General features: G+C 43.5%; 8 protein-coding genes. 3 read left to right on the plus strand and 5 right to left on the minus strand.

The window, feature by feature from the left end; genetic code table 11:
- The first annotated feature begins 280 nt into the window (after positions 1-280).
- The 3 genes from J8M00_RS20050 (at position 281) to J8M00_RS20060 (ending at position 6,699) form a co-directional block, all read left to right on the plus strand.
- On the plus strand, positions 281-1,456 hold the full coding sequence (locus J8M00_RS20050) for an efflux RND transporter periplasmic adaptor subunit (protein WP_211012268.1): 1,176 nt from the start codon (positions 281-283) through the stop codon (positions 1,454-1,456).
- A gap of 5 nt (positions 1,457-1,461) precedes the next feature.
- Positions 1,462-4,635, plus strand: coding sequence for an efflux RND transporter permease subunit (locus tag J8M00_RS20055; RefSeq protein WP_211012269.1), 3,174 nt, complete (start codon positions 1,462-1,464; stop codon positions 4,633-4,635).
- A 144-nt stretch (positions 4,636-4,779) separates the two neighbouring features.
- Positions 4,780-6,699 (plus strand): tetratricopeptide repeat-containing diguanylate cyclase, encoded by a 1,920-nt coding sequence (locus J8M00_RS20060; RefSeq protein ID WP_211012270.1) that lies wholly within the window; start codon positions 4,780-4,782, stop codon positions 6,697-6,699.
- Between the two features lie 312 nt (positions 6,700-7,011).
- On the opposite strand, the gene J8M00_RS20065 is transcribed toward J8M00_RS20060, so the two are convergent.
- From J8M00_RS20065 to J8M00_RS20085, 5 genes are all read right to left on the minus strand, one after another.
- A complete protein-coding gene (locus J8M00_RS20065) occupies positions 7,012-8,148 on the minus strand; it encodes an ABC transporter permease (protein ID WP_211012271.1) in 1,137 nt (378 codons plus the stop codon).
- On the minus strand, positions 8,145-8,879 hold the full coding sequence (locus tag J8M00_RS20070; protein ID WP_211012272.1) for an ABC transporter ATP-binding protein: 735 nt from the start codon (positions 8,877-8,879) through the stop codon (positions 8,145-8,147). The genes J8M00_RS20065 and J8M00_RS20070 overlap by 4 nt, the downstream gene beginning before the upstream one ends.
- Positions 8,872-10,371: an alpha/beta hydrolase gene (locus tag J8M00_RS20075; protein ID WP_211012273.1), complete on the minus strand. Its 1,500-nt coding sequence runs from the start codon at positions 10,369-10,371 to the stop codon at positions 8,872-8,874. Before J8M00_RS20075 ends, J8M00_RS20070 begins: the two co-directional genes overlap by 8 nt.
- A gap of 261 nt (positions 10,372-10,632) precedes the next feature.
- Complete coding sequence (gene topA, locus J8M00_RS20080) at positions 10,633-13,269, minus strand: type I DNA topoisomerase (protein ID WP_211012274.1); 2,637 nt, start codon at positions 13,267-13,269, stop codon at positions 10,633-10,635.
- Between the two features lie 256 nt (positions 13,270-13,525).
- On the minus strand, positions 13,526-18,775 hold the full coding sequence (locus J8M00_RS20085) for a beta strand repeat-containing protein (RefSeq protein WP_211012275.1): 5,250 nt from the start codon (positions 18,773-18,775) through the stop codon (positions 13,526-13,528).
- Positions 18,776-18,868: the final 93 nt, after the last annotated feature.

Raw genomic sequence — 18,868 nt, forward strand, 5'->3', positions numbered from 1 at the left:
AAAAATAGGGACAATAAAAAGTATACGACAGCGTTTATATTTAATCCAAAAAAGTACACGGATCCGTTTACCTTCATTTCAAATAAGTATACACTAGCGTTTACTTGTATAATTGTCGAGTTTATAACCTTAGCTTTGGTGTGAGAAAGGTATGACATGACAAAGTGACCGCTATTTTTTTCCAGTGGAATATTTTATACAAGGCAGTAAGCTAAACTGTTATTATTGATTTAATGCAGCGGTTTAGAAAGCACGATATTAAATAGGATTTGGAGTGTTCATGTATCCAGCATCATTCAAAAGCAAAGTTAAACACCTCTCTTTGGCACTATTTGCCGCAGGTACATTAAGTGCTTGCTCGGAAGCACCACAGCAACAGGCCGGTTTTGGTATGCAACCTGCTAATGTCAGTGTTACACACGTTTCAACGCAAAGTGTACCATTTAACATCGAATTGCCAGCAACTCTTCTGGGCGATAAAGAAGTAGAGATCCGCGCAAGGGTACCCGGGCTTATTGAGTCAAGAAACTTTGACGAAGGCCAATATGTAAAGGCGGGCCACTCACTCTTTACCATTGAACTTAAACCATTCGAACTTGAGTTAGAAAAAGCGCAAGCAGATTTGCACGCAGCAGAAGCCAATGTTGCCCAAGCAAAGCGAGAGAAAAACAGATTGGAAAGACTGAAAGATGAACGCTCAGTGTCGAAACGAGACTTCGACAATGCTGTATCAGCTTACGATATTTCTTTGGCAAACCTAGAATCCGCAACTGTTGCTCTCAATGAAGCAAAGCTTGACTTAGATTACGCTCAAGTCAAAGCGCCGGTATCAGGTATTATTGGTCGAGAAAGAGAATCTCAAGGCAGCTATATTTCAGGTCCAACCGTATTACTCACGGAATTAACTGACACCAGCACAATGCGTGCACGCTTCGGTTTTTCAGAACGAGAACAGCTCGCTATGCGTAAGGATGTTGAGCTTGGCAAACTGACCTTACCAAACAACAACGAGTTTGACGCGACCATCATTTTGCAAGACGGTTCAATTTACTCTCAGCAAGGCAAAGTAAATTTTTCTGATGTCCGAGTAAACCGTTTCACAGGCACCTCAGAGCTTCAAGCCAGAATTGCCAACCCCAATGGTGAGCTGCGTCCAGGCCAGTTTGTTCGTGTGCAACTCAGTGGAGCAGTCCGAAATCAAGCGATTGTCGTCCCTCAAAGAGCCGTATTGGACAATGGTACTGGTAAATTCGTGTATGTGGCCGCTGACAATGAGCAAGGGATGAAAGTAGCACTTCCTGCCCCTGTAGAAGTTGGAGAATGGGTGAATTTGAATGGCCAAAACATGTGGATTATTCGTTCAGGCCTTCAACCAGATCAGCCAGTCATTGTCGAAGGTATGGCTCGAATTTTCTTTCCGGGCATGCCTGTAAATATAGCGGCTGAAGGAGAGTAAGCCCTATGTTTTCAAAATACTTTATAGATAGGCCTATTTTTGCCTTTGTGATTTCAATCGTTATTGTGCTTGCGGGCCTTGCAGCTATGCGTACCCTGCCCGTTGCACAGTACCCTGAGATCTCTCCGCCACAAGTACAAGTCACTGCCGTATATCCAGGTGCTTCTGCCGATGTCTTAGAGCAAACGGTAGCTGCACCTATAGAAAATGCGATCACTGGCGTTGAGGGCATGATGTATATGGAGTCGATCAGCAGTAGCGCTGGTGCAACGACGATTACGGTGACATTTGAAATTGGCACTGACGTGGACCAAGCCGCAGTTGATGTGAATAACCGAGTTAAGCAAGTCGAAGCCCGATTGCCTGAAGAAACTCGTCGTCAAGGTGTTGTCGTTGCTAAAGGTTCATCAAGCTTCTTACAAGTTCATGCTTTTTACTCGCCTGACAATAGCCGTTCGAGCTTGTGGACATCCAACTACGTCACTATGAATATATTGGATAATATTAAGCGTATCCCTGGCACCACAAATGTGCAGATATTTGGCGCGCGTGATTATGCAATGCGGGTTTGGCTAAGACCAGACATCATGAGTCAGCTGAAAGTTACAGTAGAAGAAGTAACTAGTGCTATTCGTGAACAAAACTCACAATATGCGGCGGGTAGCATTGGCGCAACACCCACTTCAGCGAGCCCACAAGAACTGGTATACAGTGTCACTGCACAAGGGCGGCTCTCAACCCCTGAAGAATTCGACAATATTATCATCCGAGCTAACACTGACGGTTCAACATTACGATTAAAGGATATTGCACGTGTTGAACTTGGATCAAAAGATTACAACTTCAACGGTACCATCAATGGCAAAGATGCAGTACTGCTCGGTATCTTCTTACAACCGGGCGCAAATGCCCTAGATGTCGCGAAAGAGGTTGAGGCGGAAATTGAATCACTCAAAACCCAGTTTCCACAAGGGCTCTCACATATTAACTCTTATGACACTACGCGCTTTGTTGAGGTGTCTATTCGCGAAGTGTTAATCACACTGGGTGAAGCAATGGTGCTTGTTTTCCTCGTGGTTTATCTGTTTTTGCAAAACTGGCGTGCAACTTTAATCCCAACACTGGCAGTGCCTGTATCACTACTTGGTACATTTGCTGGCCTATATATGCTCGGGTACTCAATCAATACCTTAACCTTGTTCGGCATGGTGTTATCAATTGGTATCGTCGTCGATGATGCCATAGTGGTATTGGAAAACGTTGAACGGATCATGCATGAGCAACACGTCAGCGCAAGAGAAGCAGCCTATAAAGCTATGGAAGAAGTCAGTGGTCCAGTTGTTGCTATCGTACTGGTACTGTGTTCAGTATTTATCCCAATCGCGTTTCTTGGTGGGTTAACAGGCGAGCTCTTTAGACAATTTGCGATTACAATTTCAATTTCAGTCAGTTTATCAGGTGTTGTTGCCTTGACGATGACTCCAGCACTTTGCGTACTTATCCTAAAACACGAGCACAAACAAACTGCCCGATTCTTTTTGTGGTTTAATGATTGGTTCACTCGTATGACAGGTAAATATGTTGGGTCGGTCAGCTTCATGATCCGTCGTGGTGCCCTCGGCTTCTTATTGATGTCTGCTATGGTAGGAGCGACTCTGTTTATGTGGCAAAAAACGCCAGGTTCTCTCGTTCCTGACGAAGATCAAGGGTTTTATATCAGTGCCGTCTTTTTACCTGATGGTACTTCTTTAGAAAGGACCACTGAAGTCACAAAACAAGTTATAGAAGCTGCACAGTCAAACCCGGCAAATGAAAATGTTGTTGCTTTTACTGGCTTTGACTTCTTAGGCGGTGGTTACAAAAATAACGCAGCAACACTTTTCATCACTCAAAAACATTGGGATGAACGTGAGGTAGACACTAAATCTCTGGTTGGCGAGCTATTTATGAAAACCGCGCACATCAAAGAAGCACTGGTACTAGCGTTTAACCCCCCTGCTATATTTGGTTTGGGTAGTACTGGCGGGTTTGAGTTCTACTTGCAAAATAAAACTGGTGCGGATCCTGAGAAGCTGAAGCAAGGCATGCAGTTAATGATGAATGCCGCTCAACAAAGCCCTATTTTAGGCGGCTTACAAACACTTTGGCGAGCCGATGCTCCACAGCTCAAAGTTCATATGGATAGAGAGCAAGCACGTGCAATGGGCGTCAATATCAACTCTGCCTTTAATGCGCTTGCTGCAAACCTAGGTAACTATTACGTCAATGACTTCAATAAGTTTGGTCGCTCATGGCAGGTCATTATGTCCGCTGAAGCGCAATTTAGAATGACGCCACAAGATGTTGGCCGCATTTACGTTAAGAATAACCAAGGTGATATGGTTCCAATTTCTGCCTTCACCGACATTGAATTTTCTAGAGGGCCTGAAAGCTTACACCGCTACAACAACTTATCAGCGGTAAAGCTGATGGGTAACGCAGCACCGGGATACAGCTCGGGGCAAGCAATAGCAGAAATTGAACGCATCGCAGCAGAAGTGCTGCCACCTGACATGACCTTCGAGTGGACAGCATCTGCTTTCCAAGAAAAGCGTAGTTCTGGCACTACAGGGCTTGCGTTAGGGCTTGCCGTTGTCATGGTATTTTTAATATTGGCGGCACTTTATGAGCGTTGGTCTCTGCCTATTTCTGTGCTACTTGCACTGCCGTTTGGTACCTTTGGTGCACTGGTTTCAATTTGGGTTGCAGGATTAACGAATGATGTCTATTTCCAGATTGGTCTAGTTACCCTGCTAGGTCTTGCGAGTAAAAATGCCATCCTGATCGTTGAATACGCCTTGATGAAACATCAGCAAGGTTGGAGTGCGAGTGCAGCGGCTCTCGAAGCGGCGCGGCTACGATTCCGTCCTATCATTATGACTTCAATGGCCTTCATCTTAGGCGTTGTACCTCTAGTGTTAAGTTCAGGAGCGGGAGCTGGTGCGCGACATAGTGTAGGCACAGGCGTTATGGGTGGCATGATGGCCGCAACCTTCTTAGCAGTGTTTTTTGTTCCCCTGTTTTTTTATTGGCTAACCACCAGGAAATTAACAGAAAATCGATCAAAACAAGAACTTGCCAATGAGATAGCGACACATCATAAACGAGATCATACCGATACACAGGAAGACCTCGCTTAATTTTCAAACATAAAAAATGCCAGTAACACTGGCATTTTTTGTTTCTGTAGATCCTCGATTACAAATCATAACACCTTAATGGCTGTAAAAGCGCCAAACTATTATGTTATTATTCGCAATTATTTACTCCCAAAGGCTATCTCTTTGCGTTTTTATGTTGCTCTAGCATTATCACTATTATTATTTGGTGTCTCCCCGGTTTACAGCTCAACACAAAGTTCTTGGCAACAAACCTACGATATACTTCGTGCACAAGATACTCGTACTGCATTTGATTATTTAGTAGAGCAAGTCAACATTACACAGCCCAGTGCAAAACGTGTCTATATCGGCGCAACACTGACTCGAACGGCATTAGCGCTTAAGCAAGGATCAACCTTAAACACGCTAATTGAGTATAGCAACAGTGAGTACGACGTTATTTTGCAACATCTGGTTATGGCCCTAATAAGTTCACATAATAATGAATACGAGCAAACAATGCAGGCTTTTAAGCTGGCTATAACACGCGCGTACACCATGGAGGACCCTGCACTCACTGCTACTGTCGAGCTCTTTTATATCAATGCAAAAATCACATTAGCGAACTACATTCAATTAGACCATCATATCCAAGAGGTTGAGCGCAATGCCAGCGTGCTGAAAAAACCATTTTGGGGCTTAAACGCTTTACAAAATGCGAAGGCGTTGAACGCTAACTTTTTAGGGGACCATGCTTTAGCAATTGAGATGTATCAACAAGTTATTGCCAACTCAAAATATGAAGGAAATAAAGCCCCCTATTACAATAACCTGGCTCTCACGTATCTAGAAATTGGAAATTATAACGATGCCACAAAGTATTTGGAAAAGGCACTGATGCTACGAAAAGCACAAAAAAACCAATTTAAAGTTGCATTGGCCATGCTCAATTTAGGGATTGTTGCCAACAAAGCGGGAAATTATGACCTCTCATTGCAATGGTTAGATAAAGCATATCAATACTACGTACAGTCTGATAACGCCTATCGCCAAGCCTACGCACTTGTTCAAAAAGCCAAAGTTTATACCAACACGGCGAAAACAGAACTCGCAACACAAGCCTTAGATCTCGCCCTGTCAAAAATTAGCGTGTCGAATAACATTAATCTAATCACTGATATAAGACTACAGGCAGCAGAAAATATGCGTGCACTTGGCCAAATAGAGAAAGCAGTTCAGCAAGCCACTCAGGCTAAAGATCTATCTCGAAATGCCAGTGACAAAACGCACCTTATTCAAAGTCTAGAACTGTTGTCAGACTTATATGCACAGCAATCAAACTACGAACAAGCCTATACATTGCAAAACCAACTCATTACTGAAAAAGAACAATTTAATAGCCAAAGAACGATGCAAGCGATGATTGCACTCGAGTCAGAACTTGAAGTGACAGCACAACAGCTAGAAAATATTCGCTTAGAAAAGCATAATAATTTGCAGTTGGACCAGATCTCCCAGTTAGAGGAGCGACAACAATTCCAAGCAATAATAATTTTGTTCTCGCTGCTACTTCTATTCATTAGTCTGCGCGGATACTCAAAACACAAATACCGAGCGCAACACGACAACCTAACCGGCGCTTTGACTCGCAGCGCATTTTTATCTGTGGTGTCGCGTACAAACTTGCCGGCGATCGGCAAACAACACTGCCTTGTATTATTCGACTTAGATCACTTTAAACAAGTCAATGATGTTTACGGACACCCAACAGGAGATCGTGCATTAAAACAAACAGCATTGCTGGCAAAAGAATTTTTCGGAAGCAGCGCACTTTTATCTCGTTTTGGCGGAGAGGAGTTTATGCTGTTCCTTCCAAACTTGGCGCGTTCAAGTTGTGTGGATATTATTGAGCAATTCAGAGTTCAACTTAGCAACACACCAATAGATACAGAGTCTGGAGAGGAAATCAACATAACCGCAAGCTTTTCGAGTTACTATTACCAAAACTCACCTCAAAGCCTAGACAAAATTTACAGCAAACTCGACGTTGCGCTTTATCAAGCTAAAAAGTCTGGTAGAAACCGCGTTGTGTGCGCACTTTAGCTTTTATAGCTACATACAGGGCATGCATGAATTATTGTCGCAGAGCAAATAAATTAGGCTTACACTATTGTATCGTGAGCACAATAATTACGCTACAAAACGCACTGCCACCACGTTAAAACAGCAACAAAAACTAGGGCACTTAAATACATTTAAAGTAAGTGGTGATTACCTCATTCCAAGTCATTGTACCTTGGTTATCTGTGGCACATCGTCAGGTGTTGTAGATTGAGTTCAAAACTAAAACTGTTCGTGCTGATATACAGTGGGTTGAGCACTGAAGCTTGCTCAACCCATTTAGAACAATATTAATTAAAGGCCAAATACAACCTTTTCACTCTTCAACATTTTGCTGCTCAACATAGTGAAAATAGCAAACAAGGCCAATGTGCCAAAAGACGATAATATCACTTGCATCAGAGGGAGTTCATTACCCTTGATAACCTCAATCATGGCGTACTGCTGCGCTGCAATGGGGATCCATTGTACATAGTCGGTCGCGATATCATAGGTTGTCATCATACTCAAACCGATGGGTACAAATAACACAAAAGCAACGTAAGACTGAGCCTCTTTAAACGACTTTGCCATAAAGGAGACAAACACAAGTAGACTCGCCGACATCAAGGCAATAGGTAACCCTATAAGAGTGCAAAATAGTATAAACATAACGTCTAAATTGATGCTAAAACCAAGCTGCTCCCATGGCACCATGCCATATGCGAACTTGGAAACAATCAAGACTAAAACCAATCCTATCATCGAATAACTGGCGATGGCAGCCACTTTTGCTAACACTATTTGCGTGCTACTCAATGGGTGGCTTAATAGGAGCGCCAATGAATTCCGCTCTCGTTCACCTGCACTGGTGTCAATGGCTAAGTTCATCGCAGAATAGAATAGCGCAATGATTATAGACAGAGTTGCAATACCTAAAAACATACCCCCTTTTGAATCTGGCGTTGCCTGATCATGGGTTTGTACATTGATTGCACGCATAATACTTGGGTCAATGCCTCGGCTAATCAACCTAAGTCCTGCTACCTCAGAATTATATCGAGCAAGTGCTGCTTCTAACCGACGAACTGACTTAATCAGTTTGTTATCAGATTTGTCGGCAACGATCGTTACACGCGCACTGCGACCTTCAGACATATCTAGCTCATAGTCTTCATCTATGATGAGTGTAATCGCTTTTGTATTGCCTTCTTGGCCATGACTAATATCATAAGCTTCTAAATAGCTTACAAGACTAGGGGCAGCATCTGAGTTCTCTATCGTAATTTCGAGTGCTTCTGGAGAGCTCAATTGTTTCAATAATATAGTAAACAACAAGCACATCACGATGGGCGCACCAATCGCGTAATAAAGACCTGCCATTACCGAGCGTTTATCTCGACTAGCATCCAGCATTTCTTTTTTATACAGAACTTGAACGAGTTTCATCATGCTGCAAGCCCTTCATCTGATCCTATTAATGCAATAAAAGCTTCTTCCAGTGTTTCTTTTTGAGTCTGTTGACATAATGCTTGTGGAGAGCCTTCGGCAACCACTTTTCCGCTGACCATAACAACAACATGGTCGCACAATGCTGCAACTTCTTGCATCACATGACTAGAAAACAAGACGCAATGTCCCTGCTCTTTGAGCATAAGTAACAAGTCTCGCAAAATGCGTGTACTCATCACATCGAGCCCACGGGTAGGCTCATCGAGAATAATATTTGTCGGCTGATGAACAATGGCCTGGGCCAGCGCAGTTTTCATACGCTGCCCCTGTGAGAAGCCTTGACACTTGCGATCAGCAATATCTTCCATTTGAAGTTTTTCAAGTACATTATTTGTAGCTGTGATCGCATCTTGCTTTTCCATCCCACTAAGCTCTGCGAAAAATTGGACATACTCTCTAGGGGTTAAACGCTCGTACAAGCCACACGGGTCAGGGAATAAGCCTAGCTGTTGCTTGGCACGCATAGGTTCGGCCGCCACATCAATATTGTCTATCTTGGCAAACCCGCTATCGGCTTGAAGAAGGCCAAATACAGTTCGCAAGCATGTGGTTTTGCCTGCCCCATTGGGACCCAAAAGCCCTGTTATTTTGCCATCATCAGCGCGAAAACTTAGTTTATCCAGAGCTTGCACCGTGCCAATCTTTTTCTCTAAGTCAGTTACTTCAATCATTAGTTTTCCCTTTACTCTGGTTGGCAACTGGGCCATTAATATTCATGAAGTACTGCTTTCGGTTGTCTTTATCTAAACAATCAGTAGTCAGCTCAGAAAACGTCAAGGTATTAATGAATTGCCCTATCACTTTGTTGGCACAGGTTTGTGCCGCAACGCCATGAGTTGCAGATGGCGCTACGAGGTGTTTTGCATTGGACAAGTTAACCATGGCAAGCTCTGCCCAGCTTGGTGGAGTTGCGGGGTCTAGCCCACCAGAGAGAAGTAAAATAGGTAAATCTGTTTTTACTGGTTTATAAAATGACTCATCCACTGGCTCTACTTGCCATATTGGGCAGATGGCATCTAGCGACTCAATCATCATTTTACCAAAATAGGATTGGCTATATTGAACTCGGTCGGGTTCGGTCAGGTTTGGCCAGTCTTCACCACATGTGATAGCGCTGTGCATACCCATTGCAATGCCACCTAATGTTGTTTCATTGCCAAGTAATCCAGCCAGTGGGCTATAGTTTTCACGCTTAGCCGAGTCTATTACCAGCGGGATCAATGAACGTGTAGTATGGCTATATAGAGCCATTCTTACCGCGCCTCGCAGTTTACTTTCGGTGATTACAAGTTTGATCTCTTCAAAGGTGCGAGGATGCCTGACTTTTACAGTAATCGGTTTATCTTTAAGCGACGCGATAAGCTCTGCATAGTCATTGGCCAGCGTTGGATACTGTTTTAAACACGCATTGTCAGCCATGCAATCCAAAAACACTTCATTTAGCGCACCATCAATAGCGTCGCCGATCGCAACTAAACTTTGCTGCATAGGTACGACACCGTCAAGTGTTGCACTGGCGACCGACTCTGGGTATTGACGCAAATACTCTTGTGCTATGCGAGTACCATAAGATGCACCATACAGGTGTAATTTGTCATACCCAAGCGCGATTCTCACAGCTTCAAAATCGCTGGCGGCGGCTACGGTTGTAAAGTTTGATAAGTCGACTTGTAGTTGCGCTTTGCACTTATTGGTTTCTTCTTGCGTAAAAGTAATAAACGACAGGGCTTGATCGTCGAATGCAAATTGCTCTTTTATACTGCCACTGTCACATTGTAAAAGTTGAGATTTTCCTGTTCCACGCTGGTCCACAAGGATAATGTCTCTGTTCTCTCTTGCATACTTTAAGTTACGTGCAAATATTGCCGCCACTTCAATCGCTGATTGTCCAGGACCACCAGCGAATGCTAATACAGCCTCTTTTGGGTGCAATTGTTTTATCGCCGGGATCACGGCGAAATGAATTTCCACTTTTTCCGAAGGCGAATTCTTTGACAACGGTTGGCTAACCGAGCCACACATTAATCGGTCTTGAAGCCCTTCAACATAACACGCTTCAAGAGGTGTATTTTGTTGCGCAGTGGCTATCCCAGAACAGGCAATGGCAAGAGTCGCTAAGCCAGAACTAAACAGCTTAACAAAGTGGCTGCCGTACTTATTCATTACTGTTTTCCTTATGTAAATCAACACCTGTTTTTAGATTCGTTGTTGATATTTTTTGTATTAGTCGATTAATACAGAGGGCGTTAGAATAGAGGGCCGATTGTGGCAAGTCAACTGTTCACGTTTCTAATTTAGATGCATAGAGTGAGCAATCATCAATTCAGCATGACTGTGATATTTGCCCGTCGGCAGGTTTATTTGATTGACGTTACTTTGAAAACATCTGTCCAATAAAAAGGCCAGCAAATGCTGGCCTTTTAGTTATTTCTTACGTTTTTTCTCTTCTTCAACCCACTTACCATCAACAAAAGTTGCTTTCCAGCCTGTGGCTTTTCCTTCAACTTCTGTCATGACATATTGAGTCTTCGTTTTTCGAGAGTACCTAACTACCGCTAAGTTCCCGTCGTTATCCTGCTCTGGCGCATCCGCAAGATAATAAAACTTAGGAGAAATTCGATCTCTAAATCTCTTCAACTCTGCCACTTTTGGCGCACGAGTTTCCCTCGATTTAGGGAATGTATGCGCCGCCAAGAAAATGCCCGATGCACCGTCTCTCAGGACGAAGTGTGCTTCCGACTTTTCACATTCCAATTCAGGTAGCGGAACTGGATCTTCTTTTGGTGGCGCTGGCTCACCACTTTTCAGTAGTTTACGCGTATTTTTACAATCTTCTTTTGTACAGCCAAAGTACTTACCAAATCGCCCTGACTTGAGCTGCATATCAGCGCCGCATTTGTCACACTCAATAACAGGTCCATCATAACCTTTTATCTTGAATGTTCCCTGCTCAACAACATAACCACCACATGCAGGGTTATTACCACACACATGGATCTTGCGTGTCTCATCTATCAGGTATGAGTCCATTGCCGTTTCACAGATTGGGCAGCGTTTTTTCTGTCTTAAACTTTCTGTTTCAGCATCTTCAACATCTTCAGCATCAATGGCTTCATCACCAGAGATCAAATTCATTGTTGTTGTGCAACGTTCTTTAGGTGGCAAGCTATACCCGGTACAACCTAAGAACACACCAGTCGATGCTGTACGAATACCCATTTTTCTGCCACAAGTTGTACAGTCAATGTCTGTCTCGACCATCACATTTTGACGCATGCCGCCTTCGGCTTCATCTTGACCTGCCAATTCAAGCTGCTGTGAAAAGTCCGCATAAAACTTATCAAGAACATGAGTCCATTCCCTTTCACCTTCAGCAATGTCATCCAAACGACCTTCCATTTTTGCTGTGAAGTCAAAGTTCATTAGATCATTAAAGTTCTCAACTAAGCGATCTGTAACTATCTCTCCCATTTTTTCAGCGAAGAAACGTCTGTTTTCCACACGTACATATCCGCGCTCTTGTATTGTTGAGATAATTGCCGCGTAAGTAGACGGACGTCCGATCCCTCTCTTTTCCAATTCTTTAACTAAGCTTGCTTCACTGTATCTAGCCGGTGGCTTAGTGAAGTGCTGTTTAGGATCTAGACTCACTAAGTCAACGTTGTCACCTACGGCCACAGCAGGCAATGCTTGCTCTTCTTCGTTCTTTTTGCGCACTGCTGGTTGTACTTTAGTCCAACCATCAAACCTCAATACACGTCCACGTGCTTTTAGGGTGTAGTCGTTTGCACCAAGAGTGATATTGGTCAGGTCATACTCAGCAGGAGTCATTTGACAAGCAACAAACTGTCGCCAAATAAGTTCGTATAACTTCTTAGCATCCGCGTCAACGCCCTCGACATGTCCTGATAATACATTTACATCAGACGGTCGAATTGCTTCGTGCGCTTCCTGTGCATTTCCCTTAGCACTATATTTTATAGGTGCTTTTGGTAAATACTTGTCACCAAAGTTCCCTTGAATATATTCGCGACACATTTCAACGGCATCATTTGACAAGTTTGTTGAGTCAGTACGCATATAAGTTATGTAACCAGCTTCATACAAACGTTGCGCCAACATCATGGTTTTCTTTACGCCGTAACCTAATCTGGTACTCGCAGCCTGCTGCATGGTCGAAGTAATAAAAGGTGCACTCGGCTTACTCTTACTTGGCTTCTCTTCAACTTTAACAACAGAAAGACTTGCGCTTTCAATATCCGCAACTGCTTTTAATGCTTCTTGCTCATTAACGGGCTTAAACGCTTGACCTTGATACTTAGTCACAGCAAAACGAACATCGCTTGCTGCCAGTTTTGTATCGGCATGAATATCCCAAAATTCTTCAGGGATAAACGCTTTAATTTCTCTTTCTCGCTCAACCAGCAAACGCACAGCAACCGATTGAACTCGACCAGCTGATAACCCTCGCGCGACTTTTTGCCACAGCAAAGGTGAAACCATAAATCCTACAACTCGGTCTAGAAAGCGGCGAGCTTGTTGCGCATACACCATATCAGTATTGAGCTGACCCGGCGCCTCAAATGCTTGTGTAATTGCGTTTTTGGTTATCTCATTAAATACCACTCGCTTATACTTTGACGCATCACCACCGATTATCTCTTCAAGGTGCCAAGCAATTGCTTCCCCTTCTCTATCCAAATCGGTTGCGAGATAGATATGGTCTGCATCTTGCGCAAGCTTTGTAAGCTCTTGAACAACTTTTTCCTTGCCAGGCAACACTTCATAGTGAGGCTCCCAGCCCTTCTCTGGGTCAATACCCATTCTTGCAACTAAATTAGCGTAGTCCTTTTGTTTGCGATATGCCGCCTTCTCTTCTGGTGACATTTTACGTACTTCAGCCGGAGACTTGGTAGCAACCCCTTTGGTTTTACCCGCTCCTGACGTTGGTAGATCACGAACATGACCTACACTGGATTTCACAATGTAGTCTTTTCCCAAATACTTATTAATAGTTTTGGCCTTTGCGGGAGACTCTACGATTACTAGCGATTTGCCCATATTTGCCTATTTTGACTAATTTTGTCTGTTGTGCCCTCTTGGGCGTTATTATTTATAGGTATATCCACAAACACCTATTGTTACAAGCTTTTCATTCTAACTTTTATCTGAACAGTGATTAATTAAGCAATTATTGCTTCATTTTTACTCAATCACATCTTTGTGACTCGTTAAAGAGGCGAATATAGCGGATATGTGAGGAAATTCAAGCGTTAATAAAAAAGGGCCTTAAAAAAGGCCCTTTGACTACGAAATTTTAACCATTATCTTGAATCGTCAGTGTTTTGGTTCTGACTATAGTTTCACCAGGGTTATTTGGATCTGGAATCGTGAATGTCACTATTAAGTTTCCAGAACTTAAATTATTGGCTGCATTTTCAGGCGTGACTAAAACGACAGCTTTACCACGATCAAAACCACCACTGGCATATATAGTACCAGTTAACTCCTGTACGGTTATTGAGCCGTTTTGAGTCGAGATACTCACCGTGGTGCCTTCTGGTAACGTGTTACCGTACAGATCAGAGTAATATATCTCTACCATCACCTGCGCAGTTTCATTTTCACCATCACCATTGAAGTCCCCTATCATTATACGATTTATATCGCAATAATTAGCGTTTTCAGTATCCTCAAGTCCAAATAGACCTTCGACAGGTAGCGTAACTACTTCGGAATCAGGATCTTCAGGATCTATTGGACCGACTGGATTGCTACACGCTTCACCAACGCCGCCAATATGTGACTTATTGACGACGAAACGAGCATATACTACGTCGCTTGACGCAACAATTTCAAACTGCTTCCTAATATCAACAAGATCTTTACTACATTGGCCCGCTTCTTCGGCAGCCTGTCCACATAAGAGACCATTGTAAATACCAGTTGTTGGATCAGCAGGTAATCCGTCGTAGCGGCCATTATTGTTGGCATCTAAATAAGGTTCATTGTGACCACCATTACTCAAAGTCGGTTCACATGGGTCGTTTGCTTCCCCATTACTTGGGTCACAATCTACAGCGTCAAATTGGTTATTGCCATTAAAATCAATGAAAGCTTCAGGTAAATCGTCGTTTAGTGGCTGAAATTCACCGATATCGAATAAACCATTTTTACGCGTAATGGTATCTGTCGAAGGCTTATCATGAAAGTTTTCTTGGCCTTTTGCTGTCGCAAGAACCGTAACACGAGCACCACGTACAACCGTTCTTGTTACATCAACACCGTCAATATTCTCAGTTACCGTGGTAGGGTAATCTCCAATACAAGGGACTGGTTGTCCTTGATAGGTATCACACACGTCGTTAATCTTATTGCGCCATTTGTCCGCGGTAAAAGGTAACTCCCCTTGAGATCGCCACTGGACCTGACAACGTCCTTTGTCAGCAAAACATTGATAAGACTCATCTCCACCCGAGCCATCTATATTTCCTACAACCCCTGCTTCTGTTTGAACATTCGCAACTAGGTCATCTTTTGAAAGTTGATTAAACTGATCACCAAAGAACACATTAATGGTCGTGGTTATACCAACATAATTTTGCGTGTTAAGAATATATGTCTCGGGTGCCGCATCAAAGCTATCTTGATCAGGAACACCTGACGATAGGACAACGCCAGAAGACACCGCGTTGATCTGGTCATTCGCTGGAATTAATGTGTAGCCTGTAATACCAGCAGGAAGTTCGCAAAACTCTAAACTTGGGTCCGCAGTACATTGATCAATTTTAGACTGCCAGCACGTTGGAAACAGGTTGGTCTGAGCTGCCTGTGCGATTGTTTCATCAGGAAGGTAACAAGCCTCTACTACTAAGCCTCCAGGTACAACCCCACCCTCGATCAAGGTCTTTGCTTCACCATCGTTATCCGTATTACCTTTATACGTATTTAGGCTTGCCTCACCCGTTAAATCCGCAAACCTGAATTCAATCTGCTTTTGCCTTAGCGGGATATCATCCGTGTCAATTAACTGGAATGTAATGGTTGACGTAACAGCCACACTGCCGGTTGCAGGAGGTAGCCCAATAAAGCGGTTGCTTGCGCTGATAAACTTCAATGATTGCACAGGGGCTGTTTTTACAAAGAAAGCATAGTTAACCGGATCCGCGGCAGAAATACTCGCTGTTATAGTGTCATTGCCATTACAGCCACTGGCGCGATACGTAGAAGTTGCTACTCCAGCTTGAGTTCGTACTGGGCTGTCAATTGTTGCCAATGTACCAGCTGGCTGTTGGCTTGCGCAAATAGACGAAAAGCCAATGTCTACAGGCTGTTCATATAAGCTAGTTAAAGCTTCATCTGTAAAGACTCTTGCAGTCACGATAAAGCTATCGCCGGAGTCTAATTCAGGCAGAGGTTGATCTGGGTTAGTCGAAGCGGGTAAATCTGCAGACAACTGCAAGTAAAGCTGCTGTATACCAACAGAGAAATTTTCGCTTGCATCTTCTCCGTCAAAACTAACACTGATTGTGCCAGCGCCGTCACTATCACCGGGCTGCAGCTTTAAGATTGCAATGCCATTTACATCCGTCAATACCTTTCCTGAGCTTGGCAGAACTTGTCCTTTATCCGTCGTAACTTCGATAATTTGGTTCTCTACACTCTCACCGGCGCTGGTCACCTTACCCAATTCAATAAATAGTTCAGGAATTACACTGGAATCAACACTGGTTACTTCTGTACAATCACTTGGGTCAACTGGGTTGGAAGTGTCATTGCGTACTGCGTCCCAATCAGGTGCACAGTTGATTAATAGGCGAATGTCAAAACTATAATTGCCATCAATAACAACCGCATCACCTTTAGAGTTAAACACTGCTGGGTTTGTTGTGATGCCCTCATATTCCGCCGTTACTTCTCCAACGCCAGACACCGTTGTAACAAATAAATCTATTGAAGCTTTACCTTGGCTATCTGTCACCGCTCTGCCATTTTCCGGAGACATTGTCCCAACATCATCTACCGTAAAAGTCACTAAAGCACCTTGAACGGGGCTGCCGTCCTCTGTAAGCACAGCGATGACTTCCGCTTTATTATCTTTTGTCAACAGGTTGCCTTCGCTAATGTCAGTACCGTTGCCGTCCTTGATAGATTCAATAATCAGTAATAAGCCACCATCGCCTTGGCTATTAAAGTTGAAGTTGCGTGATACTTCTTCCCCGTTACTTGCAGTAAACGTCGCTGTAACTCTACCAGCTCCTTTAACGGAGTTATCTTTAAGTTGAATAGTAGCAACACCCAAAGAATTAGTTAAAACCGAACCAGATTGCGGGTCTAATGTCCCAAACGCGTTGACCGTGAATTGAATTTGTTGATTTTCAAATGCTGAACCATTTTGTAACAGCGTTGCACTCAAAGTCAGCTCTGAATTACCAGACAGCTCATTAGTTATTTGACCAGACGCATTTCTTGCAACAATTGATAACTCAAATGCCGAGTCGCCAAAGTCAGGATCTCCCTCGGTGTAGTAGATATATTGCTGTGTCACGGTTTCAGATGTCATTGGATCTGTATAAGTCGCTGACAGTTGCCCAACGCCAGTCTCATTGTTAGCAACCAGCTCTAATGATGCTTTACCGTTTGCCTGAGTTGCAGCCTGGCCATCAGAGGGTACAGTGGCTGCCTTACCACCCGTAGAGACATTGACAATCGCATTACTGACCAATGTACCATTGTTGGAAAGCGTGACTTCTACCGAGCCTTTAGTCGTACCACTGAGCGGATTGCTTTGGCTAATTGGATCGCCGTTTTCTTTATCTGTAACAGTGAGTACCATCTGTAAGCCACCGTCACCAGCACTAATAAAGCTGAAAGATTTACTGATCACCTGGTTATCTTCAGTCGTATAAGTTGCCGTGACTACACCCGCACCGTCTACATTGTTTTCAGTTAGCACAACCGGAGCAATACCATCAGAGCCAGTTTCTACCACACTGCTCGCCAGCAAACCTTTGTCATCAACCGAAAAGTTCACATTTTGCCCTGATACAGGCGAACCGTTTAATGTAAGTGTCGCCTTTACCGTCAACGGTGACGCAAAAGATAATTGATTTGAAGATACTCCTGCGGCCGTCTCACCGACAATTGCAAGTTCATACGTCTGTTGACCAAAAAACTCATCTCCATTTGAGTGATAATTAACTGTGTTGGTTACAGTCTCTGTTTCAGTCGTATATGTTACCGTTAGCGTGTCAACGCCCGACTCCATGTTTGGAATAAGTGCCAATGTAGCTTGACCGCTACTATTTGTTTCTACGCGGCCATCCGATGGTAATGTAATGCCTTTTGTGCCCGCATTAACAGATACAATTGCGCCAGAGAGTGGCTGACCGTTATCTAACAAATTAATTGAAACCGAGCCGTTTTTGCCTGTATCTAACGGGTTTTGTTCAGATATTACATTACCCTGAGGATCGGTGATTTGCACCTGCATCTGCAAACCGCCGTCACCCTCACTTTCAAAACTTATAGATGACGAAACGTCTTCGATTTCAGTGCCCGGAGTTTCATAGGTCACATTTAACTGTCCAACGCCGGATTCATTGTTGTCAATCAGATTGAAGGTGACTACACCCTGCTCATCTGTTTTCAAGACATTGGTTGCTGAACCAATCAGTGCCTTATTAACGGTAAACACAAGAGGTTCATTGGCAAGCGGTTTACCGTTTAGTGTTAAGGTTGCTCTGACAGCTATCGGCGAAGAAAACGACAAGTCATTTGTTTCATTGCCCTGTTGGTCTAAGCCGACAACAGATAAGGCATAGACTTGTAGCCCAAAGAATTCGTATCCATCTGAAACGAAGTTCGTGCTATTAGTTATGTCACCATAAGTAACGACGATTGACCCTGCACCAGTTTGCCTAGTTGCATTAATTTGAAAACTAGCCTGCCCGTTCGCATCTGTGACTATTTTGCCATTACTTGCCGTGCTGATTAGTTCATCAAATGTGAAGGTCAGAATTTGGCCTGTTAAGGGCGTCCCGTTGCTAGTTAATGTCGCCATAACTGTTGCTGGATTTTCACCAGCTAGCCTATTGGTTGTGTCGACTGCATTACCATTGGCATCAGTGATAGCTAGCGCAATTTGAGTACCACCATCGCCCATTGCCGCATATTCGATTGATTTGGTCAGTGTTTCGCTATTAACATCAAATGACGCTGTTATGGTACCTGCGCCTTGATTGTTATTCGCAACGATCCCAACTGTTGCAATACCTTCACTATTTGTGAGCGCAGACGTTGAGCCATTAAATTCGGAAAATTCATCGCCTACAAATTTAACAAGCCTATCTGCTTGAGCTTGGCCATCTTTTGTAATTTTGGCTTGGACCTGAATCGGGTTGGAAACGCTGAGTTCGGAGGAACCACTTTGAGAATTGAGACTTAATGCAATTGCATATTCATCTGTATCATTACCACCATCACCGGAGGTGTCTTTTTCTATCGACCCCCCTCCGCCACAGGCTGTTAGAAGGAATATCATAAATATGGTGCTAAACCAACGCATTGAAAACATCCGCAGTTCTCCCTCGCACAATTTAAAATTAGAGTTATTTGCACAATGTTAACCCAAACCAAGATAAAAAATCACAATTTTTTC

Origin of the sequence: Pseudoalteromonas luteoviolacea, assembly GCF_018100925.1 — a bacterium.
GTDB lineage: Bacteria > Pseudomonadota > Gammaproteobacteria > Enterobacterales > Alteromonadaceae > Pseudoalteromonas > Pseudoalteromonas obscura.

Excerpts from the sequence above, each read along its gene's own strand:
- J8M00_RS20050 (WP_211012268.1), top strand. The coding sequence starts at position 281 with ATGTATCCAGCATCATTCAAAAGCAAAGTTAAACACCTCTCTTTGGCA.
- J8M00_RS20055 (WP_211012269.1), top strand. The coding sequence starts at position 1,462 with ATGTTTTCAAAATACTTTATAGATAGGCCTATTTTTGCCTTTGTGATT.
- J8M00_RS20065 (WP_211012271.1), bottom strand. The coding sequence starts at position 8,148 with ATGATGAAACTCGTTCAAGTTCTGTATAAAAAAGAAATGCTGGATGCT.
- J8M00_RS20070 (WP_211012272.1), bottom strand. The coding sequence starts at position 8,879 with ATGATTGAAGTAACTGACTTAGAGAAAAAGATTGGCACGGTGCAAGCT.
- J8M00_RS20075 (WP_211012273.1), bottom strand. The coding sequence starts at position 10,371 with ATGAATAAGTACGGCAGCCACTTTGTTAAGCTGTTTAGTTCTGGCTTA.
- topA (WP_211012274.1), bottom strand. The coding sequence starts at position 13,269 with ATGGGCAAATCGCTAGTAATCGTAGAGTCTCCCGCAAAGGCCAAAACT.
- J8M00_RS20085 (WP_211012275.1), bottom strand. The coding sequence starts at position 18,775 with ATGCGTTGGTTTAGCACCATATTTATGATATTCCTTCTAACAGCCTGT.